The organism is Gallibacterium faecale (assembly GCF_027920745.1).
GTDB lineage: Bacteria > Pseudomonadota > Gammaproteobacteria > Enterobacterales > Pasteurellaceae > Gallibacterium > Gallibacterium faecale.
Window position 1 is genome coordinate 1 of sequence record NZ_JAQIBB010000053.1, and the last position, 12,898, is coordinate 12,898.

Genomic DNA, 12,898 nt, shown 5'->3' on the forward strand with positions numbered 1-12,898 from the left:
CTATCCTTAGTTTTATACACCAAATCAGAAATTTCTGTTGTTGGATTAAAGCCTGTTGATGATTTTATGAGTAATTCCCTAATATCATCTATTTTATATTCATTACACAAATTATCTAAACTCTCTAAAATATTAGATAATTTATCCCATTCAATCATTATTTCTGTTGCTGTCATTATTCTAGGATGCTCTGTTCCATGGACATTTTCTCCAATTAATAATTCCTCATATAGTTTTTCTCCAGGTCTTAGTCCTGTAACTTTAATTTCCATATCACCATTTGGATTTTTTTCATTTTTTACTGTTAAACCACTTAAATTAATCATTTTAACAGCCAGATCATATATTTTTACAGGTTCTCCCATATCCAAAACAAATACGTCTCCTCCTTTTCCCATTGCACCTGCTTGAATAACTAAAGATGCAGCCTCTGGAATCGTCATAAAAAAGCGAGTAATTTTTCTATGAGTTAGAGTTATAGGACCACCTTCTTGTATTTGTTTATTAAATAATGGTACTACTGAACCAGATGAGCCAAGAACATTTCCAAAACGGACCATACAAAAACGAGTTACATTTTGTTTCTTTGCTAACGCCTGTAGAATCAACTCAGCCATTCTTTTTGTTGTTCCCATAATATTTGTCGGATGAACTGCTTTATCAGTTGAAATTAGCACAAATGTTGATACATTTGCCTCTATCGCAGATTTAGCACAATTTAGCGTCCCAAAAATATTATTTCTGATTCCTTCAATTACATTATATTCAACTAAAGGTACATGCTTGTATGCTGCAGCATGATAAACAGTATCTACATGAAAAGAATTCATGATAACATCTAATCGATGCTTTCTTTGCACTGAACCTAGTAAAGGGATTAACTCTATATTATTGGATCTAACAAAATTATTCTTTGATAATTCTTGGTGAATTTGATACAAAGAAAACTCATTTAATTCAAACAATAATAACTTTTGAGGTTTCTGCTTAATAATTTGACGGCATAATTCTGATCCAATGGATCCTCCTGCACCAGTAACCATCACACACTTATTTTTTATATCTTGATCTAATAAAGAATCAATCGGAGTAACAGAATCTCTTCCTAATAAGTCATGGATAGATACCTTATTTAGTGTGGTTAAATGTGCTTTGCCACTAACAATATCTTCCATACCAGGAATACTCAAAACTTCACATTTATATTTACTAATTTTATTAATAATATTTTTTCTCTGAAATTGGCTAGCACTTGGCATAGCTAATAAGATTTTTTTAATATTTCTTGATTGAATTAACTTATCCAATGATTGAGGATTATATACTGTAATTCCATGTAATATAGTACGGTGTAATTTTTGATTATCATCTACAAACCCTACAACTAAATAATTTGTAGATTGATTTAACGCTGTTAATAATTGTCTTCCGGAACTACCTGCACCATATATGATAACCCTTATCTTTTCATAGTGATCATAATTTAATAAACTTCTAGCTAGAAAACGTGTTGATATTACAAAAATAGAAACAAAAATAAAGTATAAAAACAGTACTGTTCTTGGTAGATTTGTTTGTAGTAAAAATGAGATTAAAAGTAATATTGAAGTTGATATTATTGTTCCAATAATAGCTATCTGAGTAAATTTTATAGTTATAAAGCGTAAAACAGCTCTATATAAGCCAATTTTTATAAATATAATGATAGAAAATATACTAACTATAGAAATCACTAACCAATTAGATACCTGTATAACTTCATAGTGAAAATCAAGTCTAATTCCTAACGCTAAAAAATAAGAACTAATAATAAGGAAAAAATCAATAAAGATTGAAATTACTCTTTTAGCTACTCGAGGAAGCCCTAGTAAATAACTAAGCATTGTATCCGCCTATAAAATAATTTTATAAATTGTCTTAAATATAATTTTTATATCTTCTAATATAGAAATGTTAGAGGCATACTCTACATAGAATTTAGCCTTTAAAGGCATTATTATATCAATGTATGCCTGTTTTGGATCTTCATATTTAGACAATATATTATTTTCATCTATCATTTCTATCGATGCTCGATCTGTAATTCCTGGTTTAACTGAAAGAATTTTATTTTTAATTTCTGTAGGATATAAATTCATAAACTCTGGTATTTCTGGCCTAGGCCCAACTAAACTCATATCACCTAAGAAAACATCTATCAGTTGAGCTAACTCATCTACTTTATATTTTCGAAGAAAACTACCTGAACGAGTGATACGGCTATCTTTTCCTATAGTCAACCCTCCATCTTTTTCAGAATTCATCTTCATAGTCCTAAACTTATGAATTCTGAATAGTTTATTATCTTTACCAACTCTCACCTGGCGAAAAAAAATATCACCAGGAGAATCAAGCTTGATCCAAATGGATACAAATAAAAAAAGTGGAGATAATACAACTAACCCTAATAAAGAAAAAAATATATCAAAGATTCTTTTAAAGAATAACGTACTATACATTATTTAATATATCCTTTATCGCCATAATCACTCTTGTTTGATCATCTTCTGTCATTGCAGTAAATAATGGAATAGAAACAATTCTGTGATATACATCTTCTGCTATAGGAAAATCTTCTGATTGTAACTTATACATATCTCTCCATACAGGGTGTCTATGTAAAGGAATAAAATGAACTGAACAGCCAATTCCTTTTTCTGACATTTTTAAAATAAACTCTTCTCTTGTAATATTAATATTTTCCTTTAAACGAATCGGATAAATATGCCAAGCATGAGTTGAATTTAATTCTTCTGATCTAGGAGGTAATTCGATTGGTAGGTTAGCTAATTCTATATCATATCGTTTTGCCATTTTTTCTCTTTTATCATAGAAAGAATCTATTTTCTTCAACTGTTGTAGCCCTATTGCCGCACAAATATCAGGCATATTATATTTAAATCCTGGCTCGATAACTTCATAGTACCATGCTGGCGTCTTTGATCGATAACGATCAAATGCATCTCGGCTAATTCCATGTAATCTCATTATTTTAGCTCTTTCAATAATATCTGAATGTTTAGATACTAACATTCCTCCTTCAGCAGTAGTCATAGTTTTATTTGCATAAAAGCTAAATACTGTAACATCAGAATCTAAAGTTCCAATTAATTTTCCTTTATAGTATGTAGGAAATGCATGTGCTGCGTCCTCAACAACTTTCAGATTGAACTCTCTTGCAATAGCAATTATTTCATCCATATCTGCAGCTAGTCCTGCAAAATGAACAGGGATAATAGCTTTAGTCTTCTCTGTAATTTTTTGCTTGATAAGTCTAGGATCAATATTTAAGGTTTTAGGATCTGAATCAACAAAAATAGGTATAGCCCCTAAGTATCTCACAACTTCTGCAGTTGAAGTAAATGTATATGTAGGAACAATTACTTCATCTCCTGCTTTTACACCAACTGCTTCTAATGCAAGATGTAGTCCTGAAGTCGCCGAATTGACAGCTAAAGCTTGCAAACCAATATTGCCTTCCTGCTGCAAATAATTTGTAAAATCTTGTTCAAACTGTTTTGCTTTAGGTCCAGTTGTAATCCATCCTGATTTTAGAGAATCGACTACTTCATTAATCTCTTCATTACCGATATCTGGTAATGCAAATGGTAAAAACTTATTCATAAAATTCCTTCTCATTTATATTATCTAAAATATTGATATACAATTTTTTTTATCCAGTTTGGAGATATTGACATTAAAAAATATAATATGGCATAGATATCTGCTTTAAACCCATAGTTTAAGTCTCTATTAATCTTACAAAGTCTAAATTTTAATAATATTATTGATTTCTTCCAATTAGCTCTTCTTTTATAAAAATTTGTCGTACGTCTAAAAAATACTCCAACATATGATATGTTCGAAAATCTACACCCATTCTTAAATCCTTGATACCAAAGTAAAGTATCTTCTCCCATAGGAATGTCAGGTGAATAGGAACCTGCCTTGATAAAAAAATTTTTTCTGAATAGAACCGATGGATGAGCTAAAGGATCTCTTTTACTAAAAAATTTGAATAACTCTTCATGGTGAAGAGGATACTTAACGTCACTCTTAATAATATCTCCATTTTCATCAATTTCCGAAAGGTAGGTTCCTACAACATCTACATCTGGATGACAATTTAGAAAATTTATTTGTCTCTCAAACCGCTCTGGCGCATTAATATCATCTGTATCTACTCTAGCGATATAAGTATACTTACAATGATGCAATCCTTCTGATAAAGCATAAGCTAACCCTCGATTTTCTGGTAAGGAAACTATCTTTAATATATTCTCTAAAATATTAGCCCATTTATTAATTACTTCATCTAACTCCCTAGTTAAGAAGCCATCTTTTACCAATACTATCTGATCTGGTTTAACAGTTTGTTTAAACCATATACTTTCAAATGCTTTATCAAAAAATATTGGGTTTTCTTTATAATAAACGGACATCAATACTGATAATTTCATATATTCTATTCCACCTATAATTCAAAACTTGCTTTTTCAGGAAATAAATCTTCTAATTTAGTGATTAACTCTTTTTTAACTAAATAAAAATCTTCATCTGATAATTCTGGACTATCATTAAAGCAAACAAATTTAAGATTTTTATTATTTTCTAATTCTCTAAATATTTGAGTTAGATCATCTAGACTTGCAATATTTTTATCCCCTATTCCATCATTATATTTCATTGGATAAAATTCACCATTTAATAAATGCCAATATCTATATATATATTGAGTTAAATCACTTTTATCTCTGAATCTATTCATTGAAGCTAAGCTAATTTCTTTCTGAAAATTTTTATATACTGTTTCCAAAGTACTCATTAAATAGGGTTGCGGATGATGCCAGTGCTGTAAACTAATTGCCTTTCGATATATATTTTTCATGATAAAGTTATTAACCTTATCATATAAACAATAACTAGAATTATAAATTTGTTCATAGGTCAAAGATGATATATTTGCTTTCGTATTTATTAAATTTACATTATGTAATAATGAATATGGCCATGAATCAGAAACCTTCATCAATCGCAATAACAATCTAGTTCTTGGAATAAAAGTATGACATAAAAAATCAACAGGAAGATTTTTTATAAAAAAACGTGTTATATCTACATTCCTATAAATAATAGTATCATCATTCAAATATATAAATTTTTTTGAAACACCTAGAGTTCTCAAATTAGGTAAATTACATTCTATGGAACTACAATTAAATGTTGGCAAATGCTTTTTATCAAAATATAATTCTTCATGAGTTATTAATTTTATCTTATGATGATTAATATTCAACCACTTAGGATAATGTCCTTCTGTAATTAAAATTATTTTATTATACCATGAACAATTTTTTTCTATTGATCTCAGTACATATCTGAGGGTTTTCATATCTCTATATCTAGCATTGGAATTAGATTGCACGTCAACCATTCCACCATTCTTAAAATATTCTTTTCTTTTTTGCCATTCCACATCACTAGGATCAACCCATGGTAGTACAAAGTCTATTTTTTCATCACCATTATACATATTTCCTACTCACTCCTAATACATATATTCTATCTAAAATACACCATAATAGGCTAAAAAATATCAATTCATAAAAATACTCAAATAATTCTCCCCGTGGCAAAAATAATAAGGTCATAAAAAATAGCATTGATATAAATTTTAAGTAAGAAGACATCTTATTCTTTTCAAAAAATACTACAAAATATCCTAAAATAAGCATCCCTAAAAATACACAAAGATATCCCCCTTCATATAATTCAGCAATAAAACTTGTACCCACTCCTTCTCCATCAAGATAAGCATTGGGAGAAATAGCATAAGTTAACTCATATCCTAAATAATTAGTTTTATTTAGTACTTCGACAGATGCTTCTCCACGATTCATCCTATCCATAATAGGCGCTAATATATAAGGATAACTACCATCATCAATTATATTCATATATTCCAAATAATAGGGTAAAACAGTTCCACTAACTCCTTGGCTAGCAATAAAATCTAGTAAAGAAAGAGAATTAGCTTCTTGATGAGATCTACTGTAATTTACAAATTGAAATGAAGTAATAAGAATAAAAAATAAAGTTATGATTCCTAATATCATACTTTTAGTTATTTTCTTTCTATAAAAAATATAAGAAAACCAGTACCAAATAAGAAAGATCACTGATATCCCTAAATCCCCTCTTTTTCCAAGAAAGAGATAAATTAATGATATTATAATAATTAAAGCAGCAATAATATAAAATACTTTTTTAGATAATTTACAGGATAATAATAGACAGACTCCTAAGATATATAATTTATAGCTAATAAACTCTATAACTCTATATATTCCTGATGGGCTTGCATCTTTATATAAAGCTAAATACCCTGAAGAATTTACCATCTCTATGAGGTAATACATTTTATATATTAATCCTGGAATTGATAATATTAAAAATAATATTCCAAGTTTAAAAATAATTTTTTCTCCACCATCATCTAAATTTTTCTTATAACTATGACAATTTATACTTTTTAAATCAGAAAATACAAAGCCAATAATCAATCCTGTTATTGAAATAATGTATACTATTAATGTTTGTTTTATGGTTCCTTCCGAAAAATAGTTTCCAATAAATCTTGTCTGCAGTTTAATATCATAGGGTAATAAATCAAAAAAATCTAAAATAAAACGAGAATAGATAAATACTCCAAATAAACTTATCATAATAAGAGCTAATGGATATTTTTTAATATATAATATTCCCCAAATTATCCCATAAAAATAAAATAAGCATAAAACTCCTTCAAGGATAAATATAGAGATTTCGTTTTCTATACCTTGAACAAAAAATATAAATAATAAAAAAGATAAAGATATAATATTTATATGTAAAAGCTTATATACTCTCATTTAGAACACCCATTGTATTAGTTTTTTTCGCCTACATATATATAATCTATATATCAATTCTACAAATATACTACCATTATATATTAATACTAATGATTCTATTGAAAAAAAGTTAAAAATATATAATAAAAAAACGAACAAAAAATAAGACAATGAAGAAATCAATAAGCTTTTAAAAAAATATCTTTCTAAATTATGTGTTATCATTATAAATTGTCCTACGCAAGAGCTTAGAGTTGCCAGTAACAAATAAATCCCTTGAATATAAATAAATGAATTAATAAAAAACATTTCTGTATTTCTAGATAATAAATATATAATTTCATTAGAAAAAACACATAGTAAGCTATAGCAAATAAGACTACATATAAATGCAAACCAAATAATTTTCTTAGTTATAATCCTATTTTTTATTTTAACAATATAAGGAAAGAAAGCTATATTTAAATTATATAGAATTGATCTAAAAGCCCATACAATCTTTTCAGCTAAATCATAATAAACAACATAAGACATTCCTAAAAATGCACCTATAATTGTTATGTTTCCTTTATCTTTTAAGATAGCAGAAAAATCTGAAAATAAAAAAAGATAACCTTCTTTTACTCTTTTAAATATTTCGCTTATTAAAAGAGGTGTTAAACATACTTTCTCTTTAATAAAAACAATATATAAGGATATTATTGCACCTAAAAAATTCCCCAAAAAATATAGGCACGGGACTAATAAATAGTCACTTTTATCTCTTACAAATATGAGGATACATATTGCTCCACTTAATCGTGAAAGAAGATTAGCTACTGTTATATACTTCATTTTTTCTATTGCTTGAAAATACCATATAGGTAATAGAGCATCAGAAAAACAAATAAGAAGAGATAATGCATAGAGTAATAATTTATCTCCCTTCAAATTAAAGAATGTACCAAATAGTACTAGAATAAATAAAGATAGAAAAAAAAATAATAATTTACTATAAATTGTTGATGAGAATATTAAATTAACTCTTTCTTTATTTTCTCTATGTAAACTAATAGCTTTAGTACTAGATATATTAAACCCAAAATTAGTAAAAACCAAGAAATAGGAAGCTATTGTTTGAGCATAAATAACTTCACCATAAATTTCCTTTCCTAAAGAAGATAATAAAAACGGGAATAATATTAATGGAAGTAATATATTTATGCCATATACTATACTTAAATATATAAAGTTATTTAATTGTTTCTTATAGGATAAGTATATTTTAATCATTTTTCTTATATCTATTTAAAATTTTCGTCATTATGATTATACAAATACTAACTACTAATCCCAAACACAATCCAATTATAAGAATGATAATCCTATTTGGCCTATCTTTAACCACAGGATAATCAGGAGATGATAAATAAGTAAAAGCATCTTCTTTTATATTCTTAAGTTTTTGAGCTAACTGTTCTAATTGATCTAATTGAGTTTGAATTTCATAATATCTAGGAGGGTAAATAATTTTTGTTTGATTAGTTATATCTAGCTGTGCTTTTAAATATTTTTCACCTAACATAAACAGATAGGTGTTATCACCTAGCCGGGAATCATCGGAAAGAGATATTGTTGTATCTGATCGAGCTAAAGCTAGGATACTTAAATCTGAAGTATCATTCACCTCTCGAGAAAAATTCTTAATATTTGCCTCTTTTGCTATTTCTAATGCTTTTCCTAAATTTTCTAATCTCAATTGCTTTTGTACTTTTAAATTACGCTCAATTTTATCTTTTTCAAACTTTAAGTTTGAAATAGTCTCATTATATTCAATTAAAAAGGAGGCTAAATTGAAAGCAAAAGCTTGTTGGCTAATTGATTTGATAAATTGCTTTAAAGTTGTTTGAGCTAAATTGGGTGTTTGAGCTGAAAAACTGATACTTAACCCTATAGTATCTGGATCTTTTTTCAGATCAGGTTTAGACACTACAATATCTTTAGTAACAAGATCATTCAAAATTTCTTTTTTAGTTTTCTCATCAGTAATCTTAGTCACTTCATATTGATACACTTTTGCAGTTGAGAAAAAGTTCTCTCTATTATCTAAAGAGTATAATTGCTCATTAAACTTAGAAAATAAATTGTTAGCGATAACATGGGTATCTAGGTTTCCTCCTAAAATACGCTGATATTCCCTTCTAATATTGAGATATTTTTCTAATGAGATGGTTGTTGGCGTTAAAACCACTGCTTTAGAAGTCCAACGCTCTTTCGCCGTAAAAGCATAACCAGCAGCAATCAATACACATATAGTTGTTATAATTAGAATAGTTAGCTTCTTCTTCCATAAAAGTGATACTAACTCAATCAAATCTATTTCATCATCTTTATAATTTTGTACTTTTTGCTGTTCCATATTTGAATACTCTTGCTACTCAACTCAAAAAAATTCTGTTCATTTTAGAAGATATTTTAGTTTTTGTAACTACCTGTCTCATAATAAAATCTCTATTAGATCAAGAAATAGTTATTCTAAAGATATATGCATCATAGGATAAAATTTCTTTATTAATCAATAATCTTAAATTGATTTATATTTTCCGCTTTTCGGTACAGACAGAACCATGTATAATCACACAGTTTTATATAACTACCTTAGGTAGCTTTTCGTTTGATTGATTTATTATTGTTGTAATTTTTTAGAGGAAACATGGCAAAAGAAGATAGTATTGAAATGCAAGGCACCATTTTAGAAACCTTGCCAAACACAATGTTTCGTGTCGAATTAGAAAATGGACACGTAGTCACTGCACATATCTCAGGTAAAATGAGAAAAAACTATATTCGTATTTTAACTGGTGATAAAGTTACTGTGGAAATGACGCCTTACGATTTAAGTAAAGGTCGTATTGTTTTCCGTAGTCGTTAATAATCTTTATCCCTTATTTCCTTACCTATTAGAATAAGGGATAAAGAACATAGATGATTCCGTTCTAATTCTTCTGGAAATTTCGACCATGCAAATTGCTCCTATATCATCTCATAAATATTTCTCAACTCTTTTCAACATCATTATTGCTTATTTTTTTATTACTCTAGTTGTTATACCTAAAGCCTATAGCACAGGTATTATTTTAGCTATTTTTGGTTTTCTATTATTTATTGTCTATTCCTGTAAAAATAAAAACATCTTACTTCCTCAAAAACTGTGTATTGCATTTTTTATATCTTTTGGATTGTATTTTCTTATTTATGTTTTAGATGTTATTACTCATCAAGATTCTCCTAGAATTCTTGATAATCCAAGTAGAAGTCTATTCTTCTTATTTATATTTTTTTTATTACAATTTTTCCCTCTAAAATTTTCGTTATTGTTATATGTTATACCTATAGGAGGTATCGCTTCTGCTGCAATGGCATACTATCAAGTTTCCATTTTGCATTATGAGAGAGCATTACATTCATCATTCCAAATGGCTATTCAACATGGTGATATGTCCATGTCACTAGGTATGTTTAGTGCAGGGTTGTTCTTTTATTGTTGCCAAAAACGACTAATTCCTTTAGCTATTTTGAATCTTATAGGCACAATTTGTGGAATGATAGGCAGTTTTCTAAGTTTATCTCGGGGAGGTTGGCTATTAATGCCATTTATCCTTCTTACTCTTATTTATATAAATCGTAATATTCTTTCTAGAAAATTTATTTTAGTTTTTTTAGTTATCATTACTATCGCTTTATCAAGCATAATAGCCAAAAATCATTCCATTACTTCACGTATAGAAGTCATATATACGCAGATACAAAATTTCTATCAAGATAAATATGTTAATGATGGTTCTGTTACTCCTAGATTAGAACTTTGGAAATCAGGAATATTTGCTATTAAAGAGAGACCTTTTTTTGGATGGGGTTACGAAGGAGCTAGAATTAATCGACAAGAGCAAGACAAGCAAGGGCTAGTCAAAATTGGATCATTGGCTTTATCCCATGTGCACAATCAATATATAAATGATTTTGTTGAACGTGGTATTTTAGGTTTTTTATCATTACTTGGTATTTTTTTATTACCTCTTTGGAAATTTTTTAAATCTTATCGAGAAAATCAAAATAATATTGAAACAAAAACATTAGCTCTACTTGGTATTATCCATATAACATCAGTTATGTCTTATGGATTGACACAAGTATTCCTTGGACATAATTCAGGAACTATGTTTTATTTCTTTTTAACTGTCTTGTTTTATGCAATGTTGTTGGAAAATAAAAAACAACAGAAGATTTATAATAAACGCCAGGAAATAAATTTTTATTGAATAAATAGAAGAAGAGATAATATAGATGACCAAAATTTCTTTCATTCGAGAAAGAACTAATATGGGAATGACACGTCCCTTTATTTGTCGAGCAGATAATGATCAATGGTTTATTGTTAAAACAAAGGCAATGATGTCTATGCCACAGCTACTAGCTGAAACTGTTGGTTCAGCATTGGCTATTCAAATGGGTTTACCATGCCCAGACTTCTGCTTTGTTGAAATCTCTAAAGAAATAAATGAATATAGCCTCCCTGATTGGCGTTCAGATCTTCCAACTGGTTATGCTTTTGCTTCAAAATATATCGAACATGCCAAAATAGCTAAAACTATTCAAGCGAAAAATTTTAGTTATTTTCCTGAAGACTTACAAAAATTGCTTTATATGTTCGATCGTTGGATTTTAAACTCAGACAGAACTGCATCTTCAAAAGGAACCGGTAATATCAACTTACTTTTTGATGAAGATCAACAAAAAATATTCGTGATAGATCATAACCTTGCTTTTGATGAAAATGCTACATTTGATGAACATCTCTTTGCTCCCCAAAATAGAGAATGGAAATTAGATTGGATTGATCAACAAATATTCCATCAAAAAGCCATTGACATATTGAAGAACTTTGATCATATTTATGAACTCATCCCTAATGACTGGTATCCATTGGACGAAGCAGAATTTGATAAAATAAATAGTTATATCAATCAGATAAAAACTATCTTAAACCGAATAACTCAAGAAAATTACTGGGACAACATCGAATGAAACAACCAATTTTATATAGTTTTGTGAAGTTCAAACCTTACATTGAGACAGGCGAATTCGTCAATGTTGGTTTATTGATGTGTGAACCTGAAAAACGCAAACTTACTTATCAACTTGTCGCTAAAAACGATAAGCGAGTAAATAATTTTTTTTATCGTAGTAGCATCTTTAATAATATAAGAGATACCATAAATGAGGAATTACAATACATTACTTCTCAAGTATTTAATTGTACTCCTCAAGAGATGGCAACATTTTTCCATCACTATATCGATGTTAAAGAAGGAATTGTACAATATAGTAATGCTGCCATAGGTTTAGTCGATGATCCTCAAGCTTATTTTAATGATTTATATACTAAATATATTCATTTAGCTGGAGTAAAACCTGAAAATCAAGAAACTATTATGGTTAAACATTTTAAGGAACTTTTTAAAGCTGAGGATGATGTAGTTCTTTCCAATTATAGACAACATACTGTAAGAGGTGAATTAGCTAAATTCACTTTACCTCTTGCACTAAAAGAGGAAAATGGGCAAGAAATTCTGAAAGCAGTTAAACCACTAGCATTTGATCAGATTGAAAGTCCAAGTATGATTGAGTATTGTGATAATTGGGTATCTAAAATTAATCGGGCAAATGAAGAGGGGTTATTGAAAAAAGAAAATATTCTTTTTGCTTTAGATACTGCTGATACAGCTAATAAAATAAATATCCTTAATACCATAAAAAAGACTTTTGATAACTTTAAAATCCAACATATAGATTGGAACGAACAAAATACTTTATTAGAGTTTGCCAAGAATATCTAATCTAACCGCCAATCCGGCGGTTTTTCTTTATTCTGAATAAATGAGGACCAAGTCCATTTTAGTTTGCTTCTACTAAAAATTCCTCATGTT

12 protein-coding genes are annotated in these 12,898 nt (G+C 28.4%); 4 read left to right on the top strand and 8 right to left on the bottom strand.

The genetic code is table 11. The annotated features are described in order from the left end of the window. The 8 genes from PF272_RS05210 to PF272_RS05245 form a co-directional block, all read right to left on the bottom strand. Positions 1 to 1,883 (bottom strand): polysaccharide biosynthesis protein (locus tag PF272_RS05210; protein WP_271141898.1); only part of this gene is annotated, 1,883 nt, incomplete at its 3' end. Between the two features lie 9 nt (positions 1,884 to 1,892). Beyond that, positions 1,893 to 2,498, bottom strand: coding sequence for a sugar transferase (locus PF272_RS05215; RefSeq protein WP_065234154.1), 606 nt, complete (start codon positions 2,496 to 2,498; stop codon positions 1,893 to 1,895). Then, on the bottom strand, positions 2,491 to 3,663 hold the full coding sequence (locus PF272_RS05220; protein WP_271141899.1) for a DegT/DnrJ/EryC1/StrS family aminotransferase: 1,173 nt from the start codon (positions 3,661 to 3,663) through the stop codon (positions 2,491 to 2,493). The genes PF272_RS05215 and PF272_RS05220 overlap by 8 nt, the downstream gene beginning before the upstream one ends. Positions 3,664 to 3,683: 20 nt before the next feature. Further along, positions 3,684 to 4,499, bottom strand: coding sequence for a glycosyltransferase (locus PF272_RS05225; protein WP_271141900.1), 816 nt, complete (start codon positions 4,497 to 4,499; stop codon positions 3,684 to 3,686). Positions 4,500 to 4,513: 14 nt separating this feature from the next. Further along, positions 4,514 to 5,572: a stealth family protein gene (locus tag PF272_RS05230; RefSeq protein ID WP_271141901.1), complete on the bottom strand. Its 1,059-nt coding sequence runs from the start codon at positions 5,570 to 5,572 to the stop codon at positions 4,514 to 4,516. Continuing rightward, entirely contained in the window at positions 5,565 to 6,950 is a 1,386-nt protein-coding gene (gene wzy / locus PF272_RS05235) for an O-antigen polysaccharide polymerase Wzy (RefSeq protein WP_271141902.1), read from the bottom strand. The genes PF272_RS05230 and wzy overlap by 8 nt, the downstream gene beginning before the upstream one ends. After that, positions 6,951 to 8,204 carry an oligosaccharide flippase family protein gene (locus PF272_RS05240; protein ID WP_066111965.1) on the bottom strand — a complete coding sequence of 418 codons (1,254 nt, stop codon included), beginning with the start codon at positions 8,202 to 8,204 and terminating at the stop codon, positions 6,951 to 6,953. Next, positions 8,197 to 9,330, bottom strand: a complete 1,134-nt coding sequence (locus PF272_RS05245; RefSeq protein ID WP_271141903.1) for an LPS O-antigen chain length determinant protein WzzB — start codon at positions 9,328 to 9,330, stop codon at positions 8,197 to 8,199. Before PF272_RS05245 ends, PF272_RS05240 begins: the two co-directional genes overlap by 8 nt. 294 nt (positions 9,331 to 9,624) lie before the next feature. Here PF272_RS05245 and infA point away from each other — a divergent pair, with 294 nt between their 5' ends. The 4 genes from infA to PF272_RS05265 all read left to right on the top strand — a co-directional run bounded on the left by infA (position 9,625) and on the right by PF272_RS05265 (position 12,808). Further along, positions 9,625 to 9,843, top strand: coding sequence for a translation initiation factor IF-1 (gene infA, locus PF272_RS05250; protein ID WP_013746899.1), 219 nt, complete (start codon positions 9,625 to 9,627; stop codon positions 9,841 to 9,843). Positions 9,844 to 9,931: 88 nt separating this feature from the next. Next, positions 9,932 to 11,230, top strand: coding sequence for an O-antigen ligase family protein (locus tag PF272_RS05255; RefSeq protein ID WP_271141904.1), 1,299 nt, complete (start codon positions 9,932 to 9,934; stop codon positions 11,228 to 11,230). A gap of 25 nt (positions 11,231 to 11,255) precedes the next feature. After that, positions 11,256 to 11,996, top strand: a complete 741-nt coding sequence (locus PF272_RS05260; RefSeq protein WP_271141905.1) for a HipA family kinase — start codon at positions 11,256 to 11,258, stop codon at positions 11,994 to 11,996. Then, the gene (locus PF272_RS05265; RefSeq protein ID WP_271141906.1) at positions 11,993 to 12,808 is read left to right on the top strand and encodes a DUF3037 domain-containing protein; all 816 of its coding nucleotides are present in this window, start codon (positions 11,993 to 11,995) and stop codon (positions 12,806 to 12,808) included. The genes PF272_RS05260 and PF272_RS05265 overlap by 4 nt, the downstream gene beginning before the upstream one ends. Positions 12,809 to 12,898: the final 90 nt, after the last annotated feature.

Bases quoted from the DNA above. Each gene is read 5' to 3' on its own strand.
- wzy (WP_271141902.1), bottom strand. From the start codon at position 6,950: ATGAGAGTATATAAGCTTTTACATATAAATATTATATCTTTATCTTTT.
- PF272_RS05240 (WP_066111965.1), bottom strand. From the start codon at position 8,204: ATGATTAAAATATACTTATCCTATAAGAAACAATTAAATAACTTTATA.
- PF272_RS05230 (WP_271141901.1), bottom strand. From the start codon at position 5,572: ATGTATAATGGTGATGAAAAAATAGACTTTGTACTACCATGGGTTGAT.
- infA (WP_013746899.1), top strand. From the start codon at position 9,625: ATGGCAAAAGAAGATAGTATTGAAATGCAAGGCACCATTTTAGAAACC.
- PF272_RS05225 (WP_271141900.1), bottom strand. From the start codon at position 4,499: ATGAAATTATCAGTATTGATGTCCGTTTATTATAAAGAAAACCCAATA.
- PF272_RS05245 (WP_271141903.1), bottom strand. From the start codon at position 9,330: ATGGAACAGCAAAAAGTACAAAATTATAAAGATGATGAAATAGATTTG.
- PF272_RS05255 (WP_271141904.1), top strand. From the start codon at position 9,932: ATGCAAATTGCTCCTATATCATCTCATAAATATTTCTCAACTCTTTTC.
- PF272_RS05260 (WP_271141905.1), top strand. From the start codon at position 11,256: ATGACCAAAATTTCTTTCATTCGAGAAAGAACTAATATGGGAATGACA.
- PF272_RS05265 (WP_271141906.1), top strand. From the start codon at position 11,993: ATGAAACAACCAATTTTATATAGTTTTGTGAAGTTCAAACCTTACATT.
- PF272_RS05220 (WP_271141899.1), bottom strand. From the start codon at position 3,663: ATGAATAAGTTTTTACCATTTGCATTACCAGATATCGGTAATGAAGAG.
- PF272_RS05215 (WP_065234154.1), bottom strand. From the start codon at position 2,498: ATGTATAGTACGTTATTCTTTAAAAGAATCTTTGATATATTTTTTTCT.